We start from the raw sequence: 17,720 nt of genomic DNA on the forward strand, positions 1-17,720 counted from the left end.
AGTCAAATTTTTTCTAAAATCGGCTGACGATGCGCGCGAGCGAGGATATTGAGCGGACCTTGCCGCCATAGGGTTCGACCAAGGCGCGCAGCGCCTGATCGGGTTGCCTGAGATTGTAGAAGCCCGTGACCCGCTGATGAGCGAGTATCGCGTCGGGAACCGATATCCAGGAAGGGTGATAGCGCTGGATCTGCTCTATGACCGAGGCAAGCGTCGCGTTCACGACGTAAAGTTCGCCATTGCGCCAGTTGGCGATCTGATCGACCGGGATCGTGTCCCTCGTCATGACGGCGCTATTTGGATCGACCGTCAACAGATCTCCGGGCATCAGCCGTTCGGGCGGGGTCGCAGATGAACCCGCAATGGAGGCTTGAACGGAACCGTGCGCAAGGGCAATGCTGGTCAGCCCATCGGCGAGCTGCACATCGAAGGCCGTGCCGAGCACCTCGACGCGGACGCCATTTGCCTCCACCGTAAAGGGCCTGTCCTTGTCCGGCGCCACCTCGAAATACGCCTCGCCGGCAAGAAGCTTGATGCCTCGCCGTCCGTCGCTGTAGTTCAAAGCAATCGAGGTCGCGGCAGCCATCGTTACCATACTACCGTCCTGAAGGGTGATCGTGCGGGTCTCCGCCGTAGACGTTGAATAGTCGGCGCTCAAGCGAAGCATCAGGCCGGGCGCAACGACAAGCCCGAGACAGAGTGCGGTCACAGCCGCCGCTGCCACGGCAACCCGCCGCCACGGCGCGCGACGGCGAGCCGCTGCCGGTTTTGGCATGACGGGTCTGGCCGCCGATCTCGACGCATATTCCCACTGCGATCGCATGGTAGGAACGACCTGCCCCATCGCGGTCCATGCCTTTTCCGTGCGCTCCCAGGCCAGGCGGTGTTCACTATGGCTGTCTCGCCAGCGATCGAAGCGCGCTTTGAGCTCGGCGTCTTCGGGACCTTCCTGCAGAAGAAGGAACCAGTCTGCCGCCGCCGAGAGTGCCTCGTCCGAAACATCAGGCCTTTTATCCGGTTCGACGGCCATCAGTTCCCAGTCTTTCCCCTAGCCAAACCACGTCTCGCATCCCCGCTGTTTTACCGCTTCACGAACAATGACGTTTATCTCGTCCGGTTTTTTCATGCGGATTCGAGATTTTTAGCGGATCATCCCATTTTTTTGGCGATTTCGACAATTGCGGCCTTGATCAGCCTGTGGACGCCGGCCACCGAAATGTCGAGGTGGCTGGCGATGTCCTCCATGCGGTATCCGCCGAAGCGATGCATTTCGACAGCGATGCGTGCCTGGTCCGGCATTGCCGAAAGGATTGCGTCGACTTGTCTGACCTGATCGCAGAAGAGCGCGTTTTCCTCCGGCGTTCCCGTGTCCAGGGGAAGTCCCCACCACGGCGTATCTTCCGGACGGGCGCGCAAATCGCGCTTCTGGCGCCTGCGCACGTCGAGCGCGAGGTTCCTCACCATGCGGAAGAGATAGGCCTTCAACTTCTGAGGTGTAGCTGCGTCTTCCGGCACGAATTTTATGAAGACCTCCTGGACGAGGTCTTCAGCTTCCTCTCGCGAACCGACGATGGGCGTAGCATATCGAATGAGGTCGGAGCGATGTGCCGCATAGACCGCGTAACGCCGGTCGTCCTCCCTGATGCCCATAGCAATATCCATAAAGAAACGCGGAGAGGAACAATCGACGGCTGGCTAAACGCCGGATTGCAAGTTCCGCTTATTTCGCAACGTGAGAGGTAAACCAAAAAAACTTGACAATTTCCAGCATGTTTTTTCCAAGATTGAATTTGCAGGGCTTTCTAAATTGAACGAACGGTTCGATCAGCGACTCTATGCGCGGAACCAGGATTCGACTTCGCAGGCAACACAGTTCGTGGCGCCTTCGGTTGCCTTATGAAATTGGGTATAGTGCTGTTATCGCCGAGTAACGATCAGAGCAACACGGACCCAGAGGCGGCAGCAACTCGACCTCAAGCTTTGGGGGATGAGAAGAATTTTGTGTTGTGGCAAATGAAAAATCTGATTTACTGGCGCGACGCTGCTTGGCTTTGAGGGGGATATGGCCGATGGTGTGGACCCGCAGGGATATTCTGCTCGGTGGATTGGCATTGCTTGGCACCAGCGCGGTACAGAAACCGGCTTTTGCCCAGGCTGCCTCCTATTTTACCGGCACGGCCGCCGATAATGGCGTGACGTTCAGAGCGACCAATTTCGCCAAGATCGACAGGCAGTGGCAGCGTCAGGTTGTCAAATATTTCAGCAGCGAGCCGATCGGCACCGTTGTTGTCGATACCCGGCATCACTTTCTCTATTTGATCATGGAGAATAAGACAGCCATCCGCTACGGCGTCGGCGTCGGCCGCGAGGGCTTCAAATGGTTCGGCCGCGCCACGATCGACGGTAAGTCTCTCTGGCCGCGCTGGACGCCGCCACCGGAAATGCGCAAGCGCCATCCTGAACTGCCCGAATTCGTGGCCGGGGGCTCACCGAAGAACCCGCTCGGCCCCCGGGCCATGTACCTGCATCGTGACGGTGTCGACACGGGCTATCGCTTCCACGGCACGTTGGAACCCTGGAGCATTGGCAAGGATGCCTCCAGTGGCTGCATCCGGATGTTCAACGAAGATGCCATCGATCTTTATCAGCGCTGCCCGATCGGCACCGCGGTTCAGGTCCTGCCGCACATTGCCGACCAGGCGCCGGCAGCTGAGGTCAGCCAGGCAACCCCGGTCGAATGAGGAATATCACGTTGATGTCTGACTATACGAGGCCTCTTGCCGCCGCGGCCATGCTTTTGGCGCTCACTGCCTGCACCACCACCGATATCGCTTCCGTGGAAGAACCTCCCGCAGTGCCGTTGACTGGCCAGACCAACGATCCCGCGCCCGGTTTTGAAAGCGTCAAGGCCGGCAGCGAAGAGGATTTCATCCTCAATGTCGGCCGGCGTATCTACTTCACACAGGACTCCGCCAAACTCGACTCCGTCGCGATGACGACGCTGGACAACCAGGCAGCCTGGCTGAACAGGAATCCAAGCTGGCTGATTAAGCTGCAGGGATTTGCCGACGATTCCGGTTCCGTATCGAAAATGAAGAGCCTGTCGCAGCAGCGCGCCGATACGGCGATGGCCTATCTGGCCTCGAAGGGTGTGGACCCAAAACGAATGTGGGCCAAGGGTTACGGCGAGGACCGAGAAGTGCGCGACTGCACAGAGCGTTCCTGTAAGGTGCAGAACCGGCGCGTCGTCGCCAATCTCCGCACTGAGCCTGATGCGACCTGATTGGACCCCGTCTGCTCACGATCGCGCATGCGGAACGCCTAGCCTCTCCGCTTGAAATCGAGCGTTTATGAACCGGAGACATATCTTCCGGTTCTCTCAGGGTGAGGCGCCCTACCCCCTTTCATCAATAGTGATGAAGCGAAGCATCCGGCCTCCACCTTCCTCAAGGCCCCGTCAGATTGCACACTGGTGTTGCGGCGCTGGACCCTGCGTCCGGCGCGCTCGCAACGCCTAAGGCATTGAATCTGTATCCGCTTGAGGATGCTTTGTAGGCTGGACACATAGATGAAGTTATCGTACCGCGTTCCTCACATCTTCTTTCGTGCGACGTTTGCCATCAGTGCGCTCGTCTTTCTCGCCGGACCTGTGTTGCCGGCTTTCGCCGACGACACTCCTTTCGCTCCTCAAACGAAAATCCGTTTGACGATTGCGCAGTGGATGCCATCCAAAGGCCAGTATGAGCGATGGGAAGCGATCGGTGGCGAATACACCGTCTCGGATGACGGCGCGGTCTTCTTGCCCTTTCTTGGATCCCTTCCCGTCGGCAAGCTCGATAATGCCGGCCTCACAAACCAGATTGCCACGCGCCTGCAGGAAAAGATCGGTTTGATGCAGGCTCCTGTGGTGATGATCGAAATCCTCGAATACCCGCCGATCTATGTCGTGGGAGACGTAGCCAAGCCGGGAGAGTATAAATTCCGCCCCGGCCTTACCGTCCTGCAATCGCTCGCAATGGGTGGCGGCCCGGTCCGCGCCAAAAGCGAGCAACAAACGCAGTCGATCAGGCTCGCAGGCGAATTGCGCGAAACCGATCACGCGATCCTGCGCAGCGCCGCGAAACTGTCGCGGCTCCAGGCGGAGATGGACGGAGCGAAGGAAATTACCTTCGACCGGACGGATGGCAGCAACCAGCAATATGCGGCGGGGATCTATAACGAGGAACGGGTCATCTTTCAGGCCCGTGCAAGTGCGCTGGAGAGGCAGTCAAAGGCACTCGTGGAACTGCGTGATCTTCTGAATACCGAAATTTCGACGTTGGAAGAAAAGCTGGCGGGGGCAGACGACAATATCAAATCAGTCGAAGACCAGCTGGTCAGTGTTAAGACGCTGGTTGCGAAGGGCCTTACGCTCTCGTCGCGGCAATTGGACCTGCAACGGCTGCTGACGACCTACCGCGCCGACAAGCTCGACCTCGTCACCGCGATCATGCGGGGCCGTCAGGCCATCAGCGAGACAACGCGGAACCTCGAGGGGCTTGCTGATACGCGCCGGAGCGAAATTGCAACCGAAGCGCAGTCCGAACGGGCAAATCTCGATCAGCTCAAGATGAAACGGGAATTGACGCAGAAGCTGCTCATCGAGGGGCTCGCCGCCGGCGAAGATGCCAAAAACCCTGGCGATGAACTCCCGCTTACCTTTACCGTCAGCCGGCGGAATGACGGACAAATCAATCAATTCCCGGCCTCGGAAACGACGGCGTTGGAGCCTGGCGATGTGGTGAGAGTGGTCCAACCTCACATTTTGGGAAGCTCGTCCCATCCCGATTCCGCCGAGCCTTCCGAAGAAACCCAGGCGCTTGTAGATCGGGCCAGCCAGTGACCGGCGAAAGCATGTGTTGCGACGAGGCTTGCTGCGAGCCTATGGCTAGGGATATCTGATGACCTTGCGCATGATCCCTCCTCCTGGCCAGACCTATACCCAGATTCTCAAATCGACGATGCTGATGGGCGGCTCCTCGCTGGTGAACGTCGCGCTCAGTATTATCAGAAATAAGGCCCTGGCTGTTCTGCTCGGGCCGGAAGGCGTGGGACTTATCGGCCTTTACGGGTCGATCATCGACATGGCGCAAGCGATCGCGGGTCTGGGCGTGAGCGGCAGCGGCGTGCGCCAGATCGCCGAAGCTGCCGGCACTGGCGACACAGAGAAGATCGCACGATCGGCGACAGCGCTCAGGCGCATATCGATGGTGCTCGGGCTCCTTGGTGCGCTCTTGCTTGCCGCACTGGCGTTTCCGGTCTCAAGTTTCACCTTTGGCGACTACCTGCATGCCGGCGGGATAGTACTTCTCTCTCTAGCCGTTTTTTTCCGGGTGGTCTCCGCCGGACAAACTGCATTGATTCAGGGCATGCGGAACATCGGAAACCTTGCCCTTATCAACGTGCTTTCGGGGCTCTTCGGAACGGCGGTCAGCATCCCGCTGATCTATCTGTTTGGCGCACAGGCCATCGCGCCGTCTCTCGTCGTGATCGCAGCTGCTTCAATCCTTCCTACCTGGTGGTACAGCCGAAAGATCTGCACCGATCGCCCGCCGATGTCGGCGCGCCAGTTCGGTCAGGAAGCGACCGCGCTGCTCAGGCTCGGTTTCGCATTCATGGCAAGCGGACTTCTGACCTTCGGTGCCGCCTATGCCATCCGCATCATCGTGCTGAAGGAAGGGGGCGTAGCGGCGGCCGGACTGTATCAGGCGGCTTGGGCGCTTGGGGGTCTCTATGCCGGATTTATCCTGCAGGCGATGAGCACGGACTTCTATCCGCGCCTGACTGCGACCGCAGACAACAATGCCGAGTGCAACAGGCTGGTCAATGAGCAGGCGGAAATCAGCCTGCTGTTGGCCGGCCCTGGCCTGCTCGCTACCTTGACCTTGGCACCGCTCGTGATGAGTCTGTTCTATTCCGCTGAGTTTCATGGGGCTGTAGAGCTTTTGCGCTGGATCTGCCTTGGAATGATGCTCAGGATTGTCGCCTGGCCGATGGGTTTCATCGTTGTGGCGAAGGGGGCGCAGACGATCTTCTTCTGGACGGAAGTCGCTGCGACGCTGGTGCATGTGGGGCTGGCGTGGCTCTTTGTGTCAAAGTTCGGCACGCCAGGGGCGGGCATGGCGTTTTTCGGCCTCTACGTCTGGCATAGTATTCTGATTTACGTGATCGTACGGCGGTTTACCGGCTTCCGCTGGTCGGCCGCCAATCGCAGGCACGCGCTTCTTTTCCTGCCTGCCTCGGGATTGGTGTTTTCGGCCTTTTTGATCTTGCCGCCATGGCCGGCGATGGTGATTGGTTGCGTCGCCGTGGTCGTGAGCGGGCTTTACTCGCTGCGCATGTTGATCGAACTGCTTCCGCCGGAGTCAGTACCCGCAGTCGTTAGAGGATGGATCACGAAATCCGCATAAAGAGACACGCGCATCAGATGATGCGCGTGTCTCTTTATGCGGTACTCCAGGGATCATATCAGGCAGGCACGACGCCCCGGTCGGGCTGACGGATGACGCGTCCGGTGTTGGCGTTAGCAAGGACCTGACGCAGTGTCTCGACGACCCCGACGATGTCGAGCTCCGTCATCTGGGCATAAAGCGGCAGGATGATGGTTTGCTGCTGCGCCGACACGCTTCGCGTCAGGCTGGTGGCAGCGCGATGGGAGCTCTGGTCGGCATAGGCGCCTTCCAGATGAATGTTCATCACACCGCGCCGGGTCGAGATCCCTTGATCGAGCAGCGCCTGCATGACTGCCCGCTGGTCGATTTCATCAGACAATCGCACACAGAAGCTTTGCCAGTTGCTGCGAGCCCAGCGAGGCTCGGTCGGAATCGACACACCGGAGATCGTGGACAGGCGTTCGCAATACTGCTCGGCAAACCGCCTTCGCTGCGCAATCAGTCCGGGCAGCCGCCGTAACTGCTCTCGTCCGACGGCCGCCTGAAGGTCGGTCATGCGATAGTTGTAGCCCAGTTCGTCATAGTCCTCGAAAATCACCTGTTTCGAGCCATGCCTGATGGTATCGGTGACGCTCATTCCATGCTGGCGCCAGAGGCGGAACTTCCTGTCATATTCGGGATTGGCCGTGGTCAGCATGCCGCCATCGCCCGTCGTGACGACCTTGCGGGGGTGGAAGGAGAAGCAGGCAATGTCGCCATGCGGCTTGCCGATCTTTTCCCAACGCCCCTCCCACAGGACTTCGCTTCCCGTTGCACAAGCGGCATCCTCGATAACCGGTATCGAATGGCGCTTGCCGATCTCCACAATCGAACGGAGATCGCAAGGCATGCCGAGCTGATGCACGCAGAGGATTGCCTTTGTGCGCGGCGTGATTGCCGTTTCGATCAGGCTGGGGTCGATATTGTAACCGTCAGGCTCGATGTCGACGAAGACGGGCAGCGCACCGCAATATCGAACAGCGTTCGCGGTGGCGATGAACGAATGGCTGACCGTGATGACTTCGTCACCTGAACCTACGCCGACCGCCATCAAGGCGAGATGAAGCGCCGTCGTGCAGTTGGAAACCGCACAAGCATGCACGGCGCCGACGAAAGCCGCGAATTCCTTTTCAAAAGCCGCGACTTCCGGCCCCTGCGTCACCCATCCCGACAGAATGACGCGACGCGCGGCCTCAGCCTCTTCCTCCCCGAGGACGGGCTTGGCGACGGGAATTGTGGATTGAGATGAGCTCATGCTGCCGCCCCTCCCGCCGTGGTCTGCTGCTGCCACCAGGCAACGAGATCGCGAAGCCCCTGTTCCATGGATATCTCCGCCTTGAACCCAAGGAGCCGTTCAGCCTTGCTGATATCGGCGAGACGACGCGTTACGCCGTTGACGGTCCGGGCCTCTTTGTGTTCTGGCGTGAGTGAAACGCCCATGACGCTGCTCAGCACCTGAGCGAGTTCTAGGAGGCTTATTTCCTGGCCGCTCGCTACATTGAATACTTCATCCGTGACATCGCTCTTCGCAGCCAGCAGGTTTGCCCGGGCGATGTCGCGTGCATCGACGAAGTCCATCGTCTGGCTACCGTCGCCATAGATGAGGGGCGGCATGCCTGCTGCCAGACGCTCCATCCAACGAATCAGCACTTCCGTATAGGCCCCGTAAACATCCATTCGCGGCCCGTAGACGTTGAAATAGCGCAGCGCCACGTAGCGCAGGCCATACATGTCCGCGAAGCTCCGGAGCAATCCCTCGTTGAATGTCTTGGCCGCGCCGTAAATCGTCCTGTTGTTGTAGGGATGATGCGCTTCGGTGGTCGGAAAGCTCTCGGCCAAGCCCAACACAGAGGCCGAGGAAGCAGCAACCACCTTCGATACGCCCGCCTTGACGGCTGCTTCGAGAACATTGAACGTGCCCTCGGCCAGGACATCGAAGGCGAGCCGTGGCTCTTCCGCGCATTGTGTGATGCGAATGGCCGCCTGATGAAAGACGATGTCGACGCCTTCGAAGGTCTTCGCAAGCAGCGCTCTATCGCGAATATCTCCCTCGATGATGTTCACGGAGCCGCTGGCTATTGCCGTGCTGAGATTGTCACGGCGTCCACGGACGAAATTGTCGAGGATGATGATTTCGCGTGGCTTTTCCAAAGCAACCAGATCAGCGATATGCGACCCGATCAGGCCGGCTCCGCCCGTTATAAGAACTCGTTGATTTTTCATAATTTTACTCCACGCGAGATTTCCTGCACAGGATCTCCTTCCTTGCGCCAGCGTATGTGTTTCGCCGGCACACCCGCAGCAACCGAATACGCCGCCACGTCGGAAACAACGATTGCTCCGGCTCCAACGATCGCCCCTTCGCCGATGGTCACGCCGGGAAGAATGGTCGCATTCGTTCCGATATCGGCTCCTGCGCCGATGCGGACCGGTTTGATTTCAAGATCCGTGCGAATGATTGGCACGTCTACCGGCAGCGCCGTATGAGTCGAGCCCAGTACCTTGGCTCCCGGCCCCCAGCCGACGGAATCCCCGATCTCCAGGTCGCGGGCGTCGAAATAGGCCATCGGGCCGATCCAGACGTTGTTGCCGATCTTGCAGGTGCCGTCGAAGCGTCCCTGGATATAGGACTGGGCGCCGATGAACACGCCGTTGCCGATTTCAAACGTTTCCGGATGCTTGAAACCGGCACCACCTGCAACCTGCAATCCGGTGCCGCAGCTCCGCGTGATGGCTTGCCAGATGGCCTTTCGCATAAGGCTGTCTACAACACCGTCCCCGGTTGCGAAGCGACCATAGAGATCGATTAGGCCAGCACGCCCATATGATTGCTTGAGCTCTTCGGCCAGACCAGCCTGATAGGCCGGATCTGCCGGCCGTTCATGGCGGCCATGCACCGCCTGCACGACCCTCGCCTCACCTGTCCGACTAGCTGACATAGGCATACTCCAGCGCGGCGGCCACCTGGTCGATATGCTGCGAAGGCATCTCAGGATAAATCGGCAGCGAGAGGACCTCTCTGGCGGCGGCTTCCGAGACGGGAAAATCGCCGGCTTGGTAGCCAAGGTCGGCATGAGCCTTCTGCAGATGAACGGGAATGGGGTAGTGCAATCCGGACGGAACGCCGTCAGCACTCAGCACACGCTGAAGCCCATCGCGATCGCGGGTCCTGATGGCATAGACGTGATAGACGTGACGCCGGTCGGCTGTTTCGACGGGTATCTTCAAATGCGGCGATCCAGCGAGCAGCGACGAGTAGCGGCGCGCATGAGTGCGACGCGCCTCTGTCCAGGCTTCCAGATGCCGGAGCTTCACGCGCAGGATCGCACCTTGAATGGCGTCCATGCGATAATTGAAACCCTTCAGCAGATGATGATAACGCTGTTCCTGACCCCAGTCGCGCAGCATACGCATCGTCTTGGCCTGTTCGTCGCTGTTGGTGACGACCAAGCCTCCCTCACCGCAGGCGCCGAGATTTTTGCCTGGATAAAAGCTGAAGCATCCGGACACACCGATGCTGCCGGCCCGCTGCCCCTTGTATAGAGCCCCATGGGCCTGGCAGGCATCTTCGATGACGGGAATGCGATGATGATCAGCAATCGCCTTGATCGCGTCCATATCGGCCATCTGACCATAGATGTGGACGGGAATGATGGCCTTGGTCCGGGGGGTTATCTTCGCCTCGATCTCAGCCGGATCCATCGTAAGCGTCACAGGCTCGACATCGACGAACACCGGTCGCGCACCTGTATAGCAGATCGCCGACACAGTCGCGACGAAAGTGAATGGCACGGTGATGACCTCATCGCCGGGGCCAATGCCTGCGGCAAGGAGAGCCAGATGCAGGGCACTCGTTCCGGTATTGACGGCTATTGCATGCTTGACGCTGCAATAGTCTGCGAATTCCTGCTCGAAGCGCAGAACCTCTTCGCCCAGTACGTATTGCCCCGAGGCGAGAACGCCGAGCACGGCGGCGTCGATCTCGCCCTTGATGGATTGATATTGTGCCTTGATATCCAGGAACGGGATCATGCAATGCGCCTCGCCTCTTCGAGTTCGATGATACGACCGCGCTGGGCGAGCGACCGGCTTGCTGCTTCAAGGGTGCGAACGACACGCAGGCCGGCCTGGCCGTCCGTAATGGGGCGCGAATTCTGCTCGATGCACTCGACGAACTGATCGAGTTCGCGTTTCAATGCCTCGGTCATATCGAGCTTGGGCGCCCACATGTCGCCGCTGCGGTAACCGACCATCATCTGATGCACCTTCTCGCCGTAGGCCTGAGAATTTGGGTTCAGCGTGATGCCCTTGTCATAGACCTTGATCTTTTCGCTAGGCTCCAGATCGTCGTAGACGACCATCTTGTTGCTGCCGCCGATCAGTGTGCGACGCACCTTGACCGGCGCCAGCCAATTGACGTGGATGTGGGCAATAAGCTTGCTTTCGAAGAAGAGGGTCAGATAGGCGATGTTTTCCGGCTCGCCGAGCACATGGCTCATGCCCGTCGCTGAAACGGCCACCGGCCTTTCCTGCACAACATGGTCCAGGATGGAGAGATCATGCACCGCGAGGTCCCAGATGACGCTCACATCATGTTGGAAGAGCCCTAGATTGACCCGAACCGAGTCATAGTAATACATGTCGCCCAGACCGCTTTCGACCAGTTCGCGCATCTTGCGGACGGCGCCGGTGTGGACGAAGGTATGATCCACGGCCAGCACGAGCCGTCGGCGCGCGGCCTCCTCGACCATTCGCGAGGCTTCGTCCGCCGTCGATGCCATCGGCTTTTCGACGAAGACATGCTTTCCGGCCATCATAGCCTGCATTGCGAGCTTGAAATGGGTCGAGACCGGCGTTGCGATAGCGATTGCGTCCACTCTCGGATCGCGAAGGACTTCCTCAAAATTATCGGTGATCGTTATTGCGGGGTAGCGGCTTTTAACTGCCGCCAACCGTTCGACATTCAGATCACAAACTGAAACGAGGTGCGCACCGGCCGCTTCCGAGATGTTACGAACCAGGTTCGGACCCCAATACCCATATCCAACAACGGCAATACCGATCATCGCATTCCTCCCAACGCTTGCATGTCAACTGATCGGTCGTGAACGTGACCGGTAATCCTGGCCGGAACGCCCGCGACAATGGCGCCCGCAGGCACATCCTTTGTTACAACTGCCCCGGCTCCGACCTGCGCGGCTTCTCCGATGGTCACCCCGGGCAGAATGGTCGCATTGCTGCCGATCGACGCGTGACGCTTGACCAGCGTGGGGATGACAACCCAGTCTGCTTCGGTCTGCAGACCGCCATCCACATTGACGGCGCGCGGGTACGTGTCATTGGTGAACATGACCCCGTGGCCGATAAAAACGCCGTCTTCCAGCGTCACGCCCTCGCAGATGAAGGAATGGCTGGAGATCTTGCAGTCTTTTCCGACGAGGACGTTTTTCTGGATTTCAACGAAAGTGCCGATGCGCGTTCCGGCACCGATCGTGCAGCCGTAAAGATTTACGAGTTCCCGATGATGGATGACGCTGCTATCATCCAGCTTGACGTTCGATGCAATCATTACGCATGCACCTCTACTCTTGAACAAACCCTTATTTCTAAATGAAACCGACAATCAGGTGATTGCGCCCAAGGTTTTCATTTCGAGAGAACAAATATTGCTCTCCATTTAAAGAGAATTGTTTTCGTCATCTGAGTAAAGAAACAAAACGTCTAAGCTTATTCACCTAAAGGCGTATATACTTATGACGATTTACGCCGAAATTCATAGCCAACGATCAACATTGGTGGTGGAACAAGTCCGGATTCGGTTCAATCACACGCCAGACGCAGACATTGTTTTCATGCGTTTAGCCATTCGATCCGTAACCGATGAGCAACGTAATCGACCACTCCCCGAGTGGCTTAATATCGCGTGAGTTTATACCAAGAATTAAGTCTTATTTACACCTTACGATGGAACTAATGTGCGTCTTTAGCCTATATTAGCTAGTTTGATATCGCGGAAACTGTGGTATTTAATTCCTACTTTAGTGCTTCCAAACCCTCATATCTGAAGGGCTTGAGTGTTCGATTTTGTTGGGGCGTAGGGAAACTCGGCTGGGGAGGATGAAGCAGTGAATTCAGCGCTTATACCAAATTTAGACCTTAGGCAGGAAAATGTAACTCTGCCACTTAAGATAGAGAATAGTTCGACGGCATCAATCTTACCGTCGAGGCCAAAGCACTCTCTCGTGATCCTCGATAACCGTGAACTTGATCGGCAATGCCTTGCGCAGTGCATGGCCGCCCACAAGACGGATTTACTTATCCTGGCATTTGGAACGGTTGAAGAGTGGAAGCAAAAACGCGACGAGTATCCGCCGCTTTCGGCAATACTCTTGAACATTGGCGGCAAGAAAATCGACGAGCCTGCCGTTTCGGAGCAAATCAGGAGCCTTTCGTCGGAGTTCGGGACGATCCCTGTCATCGTTCTGGCTGATAGTGACGATTTCACTCAAATCGTGAAGGCGCTCGAATATGGAGCCAAGGGTTACATACCTGCCTCGGTCAGCGTCAGCGTCTGCATGGAACTGATCGCACTGTCAGTTGCGGGAGGCGTTTTTGTTCCCGCAAGCACCCTATTCGCCATGCGTCACTTGCTGGAGTCCAGCAACTCGACGGCGCGTCCGTTGGCGGGCATGTTCACGGATCGTCAGGCCGAAGTCGTAGAGGCGCTCCGGCGCGGAAAGGCGAACAAGATCATCGCCTATGAGCTCAATCTGCGAGAGAGCACCGTCAAGGTGCATGTTCGCAACATCATGAAGAAAGTCAAGGCGACCAATCGAACAGAGGTTGTATTCAAAATAAACGATCTCTTCGAAGGTATTACTTCAGCTGGCGCCAATAGAGATCGCATTGATACTGTCGGTCGTTCGCCAGTCTCGTCACATCACTAACATGCTCTCATTTTAACAACCCTCGGTGGACGCAAGTGAACTGCGCCACCGAGGTTGCTCCTCGATGTTCGAGTGGCATAAGTCTGTGTAATTCCGTGACCAGACATAAGCTGGGAGTCCACTTGCAGCTCTATCCGCTGAGGACACAGGATCCAGCCAGAGCGAGGTCTCGCAGAACGCCACACGCCCTCTCTCCATTCCCATCCAATCAGGTTCTATAGCTGCTGCTTCGCCGCCGGCGGATGTAGGCAGCAGCATGGTAAGCGAGGCCGCAAGGCTGGATAGTCTCTTCCCGATCACAGCTACCGAAATGCAGGCGTTCATGAACTGTTGTCTCAGGATTTTGAACGGTTCGCCTGGTTTTCTGTCAGCGCTCGCGAGAGGGGCAGGAGAATCTGCGCTCCCGCAGATACATGTACATCGTGCGGGCGGCATCGGATGCGGTAGCCGTGCTGCTCAATCTGCCCACGGCCGCGGAGCGGTAAACCCTGTCCAGAACTGCCCCTACCGCATCGAGCGAATAATGGCGCACCACGAAGTCACGGCCGAATACTCCTATCGCATCCCGGTCGACGCCATCCTGTGTCATCAGCGCGAGCTCGGATGCGAGCTGGCTTTCCTTCGAGGCAGGATCCCCCTGACCGAACATGCCGTTGTCGTAGAAATAGTCCCTGGTTTCCGGCAGGAATGCCTGCGCAAAGCCCTGCTCGCCAACCACGATGACAGGCTTGGCAAAGGCCATCCCCCGCAGCGCCGAGCCGCCCATGCCGATCACGATATCGGCTGCGGCGTAGGCCGGCCGCGGATCGACCATGGGGCCGGCAACAACGACGGCCTCCCGCTTCAAAAGCTCATTTGTCTGGCGCGCCAGCGCCTCCAGCCTCGCCCGCTCGGTTCCGTCGCCCACGATGATCAGCTTGAGTGCAACGCGCCCATTTAGCCGTTGAACGGCATCAATCGCTCTCAGCAAGCTATCAAGTTTCATCAATGCTGCGAGGCGCGCTACCGTCACCACCAGCACGGTGCCGGGCTCGCTATATTGCTGCCGGAAGGCGCTCGCGTCGACGGCGCCGGGGGCGTTGAACTCAACATCAACAGGCGGAAGCAACAGTTCCGCTCGCCGCCATCCGGCCGCTTTCGCGCTGCGGACGACAAAGGGAGTGCCAAAAGTTGTGGGGATCGTCTTCGGAAGGACCCTGCTCACCCCCATCATCATGTCAGTGATGACAAGTGGCTTTTTCCATGGGAGATGGACGGATAGGTAAACGTCGAGACCCTGCCACCAGTCCCAGGCATGAATGAGATCCGGAACCTCCTCGCGCACGATCGTACGGAGTGACTTCATTCTGGCCAGGGATGGATGCACCCTGGCGTCGGGCGCGGGGATGAATTTCAGACCTTTCGCTTCGACCAGTTTCAACATCGGCCCGGGCTGAGCCCAGAATACGATGTCGTGGCCATATCGGTCGCGCATATGAGCGGCCAGTTCTATGGAATTGACCTGCGTCCCACCAATCTCCAGGCGATGCGCGCTTACGAGAACCTTCATGATGATCGTCGACCCATTGTTTTATTTCGCGGCCGCCGGTCTGAAGCTGGCGGCCGTTTTCGAATGCGCATGATCGAACCGGTGCCATCAACCGGATGTCGGAGATATCGCAACATCCGGTTCGAAGGCGCCCAGCTAGGCTACGAGACGTTGAGCATCAGTTACCGAGCTGTGCGGCTTCCGGCACGGAAAGACCGGCGGCCGGAGAAGGCATATATGCCGTAACCGCCGTGCGAGATTTGGTGCCGGGCACGCTCCTCGCTCCGCCAGAAAGCTTCCACTCGAAGTAGGCGATTGTTTTATCGAGGCCCTCACGCAAGTTTATCGTCGGCTGCCAGCCAAGTTCCTGCCTTGCGCGGCTGATATCCGGCTTGCGCTGTGTCGGATCGTCCACCGGCAGAGGCTTGTAGACGATACCCGATTTAGAGCCCGTCATTTCGACGACCATTTCCGCCAGCTCGCGAACCTGGAATTCTCCCGGGTTGCCGAGGTTGATCGGACCGGTAACGCCAGCAGGCGTGCCCATAAGGCGGATGAAACCTTCGATCAGATCGTCCACATAGCAGAACGAGCGTGTCTGCGTACCATTCCCGAAGATGGTGATCGGCTCGTTTCGAAGCGCCTGAACGATGAAATTGGAGACGACGCGGCCGTCATTGGTCTGCATGCGCGGCCCGTAGGTATTGAAGATCCGCGCCACCCGGATTTCCACGCCATATTGACGGTGGTAGTCGAAGAACAGTGTTTCGGCGCAGCGCTTGCCTTCGTCATAGCATGCCCGCGGGCCGATGGGATTGACGCTGCCTCGATATTCCTCGGGCTGTGGATGAACTGCCGGATCGCCGTAAACTTCACTCGTCGATGCCTGGAAGATCTTCGCCTTGGTGCGCTTGGCGAGGCCAAGCATGTTGATGGCGCCGTGAACATTGGTCTTCACGGTCTGCACAGGATCGAACTGGTAGTGAACCGGGGATGCCGGGCAAGCGAGATTGTAGATCTCGTCGACCTCCACATAGAGCGGGAAGGTGATGTCGTGGCGCAGAATCTCAAAACGAGGATCGTCGAGAAGATGCAGCACATTGTCGCGTGAACCGGTGTAAAAATTGTCCACGCAAAGGACGTCGTTGCCCTCCCTCAAAAGCCTTTCGCACAGGAACGATCCCAGAAACCCGGTACCGCCAGTTACCATAATTCGCTTATGTCCGTGCATTGGTGTGCTCCGTTGTTGATGGTTGCCTCGCAGAACGAGGATGGTCAGTAAGCTCCCCTGCGTTTGAAGACCGCAGGGATTGTGCTGAGAAGAATTTGGCAGTCGAACCATAGGGACCGGTTGTCGATGTAGAACTCGTCGAGTTGCTGCTGCAGCTCGATATCCGCGTTGCTTCGTTCGGATATCTGCCAAAGGCCTGTAAGCCCCGGCGTTACGGAACGGCGCTTATCTCGAAATTCACCGTCCATAGCCAGGAGGTGATACTCCGGAAACGGACGCGGTCCGACGATCGCCATCTCGCCTGCGATGATGTTCGCCAATTGCGGGAGTTCGTCGAAGCTCGAAGAGCGCAGGAGATGGCCGATAACAGGCAGAACGCGGGGATCGTTCTTGAGCTTGAAGTGGGCCAACCATTCGGCCCGCATCGCAGGGTTCTCCCGGAACAATGCTTCGAGGCGCTGTTCGGCATCTTGGTACATCGTCCTCAATTTCAGGACGTGCACTGGTTTGCCGGACAGACCTTCCCTGGCATGGCGGAAGAAGACAGGGCCTGGATCGATGGCGTAGATCGCCGCGGCAGCAATCGCAATGAAGGGTGCAACAACGATCGTCGCAGGAATGGCGATCGCGAGATCGAGGATCCGGCGAACCAGGTCCGAATTGACCGAACTCCCACTGCTGGTGAGACGAACACCGATCTCTCCGCCGACATCCGCCGGTCGCAAGCCGTTTATCTTGAGGCTCGGCGTATCCGACAGAAGAATGACTTCGGAGTACTTTCGCCGCATCGCCGCCAGATCGGCAACAAGCGAGGAGGTGTCACCGGCAATCAGGGCAATGGATGGCGCGCTGTCGGACGACACTTCTGGCGCATCGGGGGAAAAGGGTTCCGGCCTGATGCCATATTTCCAGTGATCTTTGAAATGCGCCATGAGTGCCGGGGTAAGATTGCGGCCCCCTATGATTACCGCACGCTCTCCCCAGATTCCAAGTCTCCAGCACAAGCCTCGAGCGAGCCAATGCATGACAGGCTGGACAATCAGTCCGAGGCCGAGGAAGCCGATGACGGCGAGCAGCAGTCGTTCCCCTTCCGGCAGGAGGATTGCTCCGAGCGCCGCGAGAACGGCCACCTTGAAGGCGGCGATCGTGCGACGCCGCAGATGTTCGTGGTCGTGAAGACGATAGCCGGGGTAGAGGCCGGCCGATACATAGAGAACGATGGTTGCCAGTGCCGCGAGGGCGAAAGCACGCTCCAATACCGTGCCCGCCGAACCATCGGGAAGGAAGGAAAGGAGAGCAAAATAGGCGATCAGATAGGCGGCAATGTCGCCGGCAACCAAGACCGACGATGTTGCAAGCCGAGGAAACCGGCGCCGTAGCGCAACTGGCATATTCAGCCCCGCCTGCCTTAGCGGTTCGACGGTCTTGGCGGCCGTTATGGGGGGAACAGAGCCTACCGGCGCTGCTCGCGAGGATGCGTCATTCGTGTTGGCTACCTTCGACGGACCCGATGTCATTGCTGACGGCGCAAGTAAGGACATGGT

At 58.1% G+C, this 17,720-nt stretch carries 16 protein-coding genes; 5 read left to right on the top strand and 11 right to left on the bottom strand.

Annotated features, from left to right (window positions below):
• Positions 1–13: 13 nt before the first annotated feature.
• Both ACK9YZ_RS27310 and ACK9YZ_RS27315 read right to left on the bottom strand, forming a co-directional pair.
• Positions 14–1,030 carry a FecR family protein gene (locus tag ACK9YZ_RS27310; protein WP_416068342.1) on the bottom strand — a complete coding sequence of 339 codons (1,017 nt, stop codon included), beginning with the start codon at positions 1,028–1,030 and terminating at the stop codon, positions 14–16.
• A gap of 119 nt (positions 1,031–1,149) precedes the next feature.
• Complete coding sequence (locus tag ACK9YZ_RS27315; protein WP_416068343.1) at positions 1,150–1,650, bottom strand: RNA polymerase sigma factor; 501 nt, start codon at positions 1,648–1,650, stop codon at positions 1,150–1,152.
• 419 nt (positions 1,651–2,069) lie between these two features.
• Between ACK9YZ_RS27315 and ACK9YZ_RS27320 the strand changes: the two genes are divergently transcribed.
• The 4 genes from ACK9YZ_RS27320 (at position 2,070) to ACK9YZ_RS27335 (ending at position 6,449) form a co-directional block, all read left to right on the top strand.
• Positions 2,070–2,741: a L,D-transpeptidase gene (locus ACK9YZ_RS27320; RefSeq protein WP_416068344.1), complete on the top strand. Its 672-nt coding sequence runs from the start codon at positions 2,070–2,072 to the stop codon at positions 2,739–2,741.
• Positions 2,738–3,283 carry an OmpA family protein gene (locus ACK9YZ_RS27325; protein WP_416068345.1) on the top strand — a complete coding sequence of 182 codons (546 nt, stop codon included), beginning with the start codon at positions 2,738–2,740 and terminating at the stop codon, positions 3,281–3,283. The genes ACK9YZ_RS27320 and ACK9YZ_RS27325 overlap by 4 nt, the downstream gene beginning before the upstream one ends.
• 285 nt (positions 3,284–3,568) lie before the next feature.
• Positions 3,569–4,882 carry an SLBB domain-containing protein gene (locus tag ACK9YZ_RS27330; RefSeq protein ID WP_416068346.1) on the top strand — a complete coding sequence of 438 codons (1,314 nt, stop codon included), beginning with the start codon at positions 3,569–3,571 and terminating at the stop codon, positions 4,880–4,882.
• Between the two features lie 58 nt (positions 4,883–4,940).
• Positions 4,941–6,449, top strand: a complete 1,509-nt coding sequence (locus tag ACK9YZ_RS27335) for an O-antigen translocase (RefSeq protein ID WP_416068347.1) — start codon at positions 4,941–4,943, stop codon at positions 6,447–6,449.
• Positions 6,450–6,507: 58 nt separating this feature from the next.
• Here ACK9YZ_RS27335 and ACK9YZ_RS27340 read toward each other — a convergent pair whose 3' ends face one another.
• Genes ACK9YZ_RS27340 through ACK9YZ_RS27365 form a run of 6 tightly spaced genes read right to left on the bottom strand, consistent with a single transcriptional unit; the run spans position 6,508 to position 12,039 of the window.
• On the bottom strand, positions 6,508–7,725 hold the full coding sequence (locus ACK9YZ_RS27340; RefSeq protein WP_416068348.1) for a DegT/DnrJ/EryC1/StrS family aminotransferase: 1,218 nt from the start codon (positions 7,723–7,725) through the stop codon (positions 6,508–6,510).
• Positions 7,722–8,693: an NAD-dependent epimerase/dehydratase family protein gene (locus tag ACK9YZ_RS27345; RefSeq protein ID WP_216760618.1), complete on the bottom strand. Its 972-nt coding sequence runs from the start codon at positions 8,691–8,693 to the stop codon at positions 7,722–7,724. The genes ACK9YZ_RS27340 and ACK9YZ_RS27345 overlap by 4 nt, the downstream gene beginning before the upstream one ends.
• Positions 8,690–9,409, bottom strand: coding sequence for an acyltransferase (locus ACK9YZ_RS27350; protein ID WP_416068349.1), 720 nt, complete (start codon positions 9,407–9,409; stop codon positions 8,690–8,692). The genes ACK9YZ_RS27345 and ACK9YZ_RS27350 overlap by 4 nt, the downstream gene beginning before the upstream one ends.
• The gene (locus tag ACK9YZ_RS27355) at positions 9,399–10,502 is read right to left on the bottom strand and encodes a DegT/DnrJ/EryC1/StrS family aminotransferase (protein ID WP_416068350.1); all 1,104 of its coding nucleotides are present in this window, start codon (positions 10,500–10,502) and stop codon (positions 9,399–9,401) included. The genes ACK9YZ_RS27350 and ACK9YZ_RS27355 overlap by 11 nt, the downstream gene beginning before the upstream one ends.
• A complete protein-coding gene (locus ACK9YZ_RS27360; protein ID WP_416068351.1) occupies positions 10,499–11,536 on the bottom strand; it encodes a Gfo/Idh/MocA family protein in 1,038 nt (345 codons plus the stop codon). The genes ACK9YZ_RS27355 and ACK9YZ_RS27360 overlap by 4 nt, the downstream gene beginning before the upstream one ends.
• The gene (locus tag ACK9YZ_RS27365; RefSeq protein ID WP_416068352.1) at positions 11,533–12,039 is read right to left on the bottom strand and encodes an acyltransferase; all 507 of its coding nucleotides are present in this window, start codon (positions 12,037–12,039) and stop codon (positions 11,533–11,535) included. Before ACK9YZ_RS27365 ends, ACK9YZ_RS27360 begins: the two co-directional genes overlap by 4 nt.
• A gap of 556 nt (positions 12,040–12,595) precedes the next feature.
• Between ACK9YZ_RS27365 and ACK9YZ_RS27370 the strand changes: the two genes are divergently transcribed.
• Positions 12,596–13,417 (top strand): LuxR C-terminal-related transcriptional regulator, encoded by an 822-nt coding sequence (locus tag ACK9YZ_RS27370; RefSeq protein ID WP_416068353.1) that lies wholly within the window; start codon positions 12,596–12,598, stop codon positions 13,415–13,417.
• 367 nt (positions 13,418–13,784) lie between these two features.
• On the opposite strand, the gene ACK9YZ_RS27375 is transcribed toward ACK9YZ_RS27370, so the two are convergent.
• The 3 genes from ACK9YZ_RS27375 to ACK9YZ_RS27385 all read right to left on the bottom strand — a co-directional run bounded on the left by ACK9YZ_RS27375 (position 13,785) and on the right by ACK9YZ_RS27385 (position 17,717).
• Entirely contained in the window at positions 13,785–14,966 is a 1,182-nt protein-coding gene (locus tag ACK9YZ_RS27375) for a glycosyltransferase family 4 protein (RefSeq protein ID WP_216760612.1), read from the bottom strand.
• Between the two features lie 157 nt (positions 14,967–15,123).
• Positions 15,124–16,176 carry a UDP-glucuronic acid decarboxylase family protein gene (locus ACK9YZ_RS27380; RefSeq protein ID WP_216760611.1) on the bottom strand — a complete coding sequence of 351 codons (1,053 nt, stop codon included), beginning with the start codon at positions 16,174–16,176 and terminating at the stop codon, positions 15,124–15,126.
• A gap of 44 nt (positions 16,177–16,220) precedes the next feature.
• On the bottom strand, positions 16,221–17,717 hold the full coding sequence (locus ACK9YZ_RS27385; RefSeq protein WP_416068354.1) for a sugar transferase: 1,497 nt from the start codon (positions 17,715–17,717) through the stop codon (positions 16,221–16,223).
• Positions 17,718–17,720 lie beyond the last annotated feature (3 nt).

Origin of the sequence: Rhizobium sp. ZK1 (genome assembly GCF_047782645.1) — a bacterium.
GTDB lineage: Bacteria > Pseudomonadota > Alphaproteobacteria > Rhizobiales > Rhizobiaceae > Rhizobium.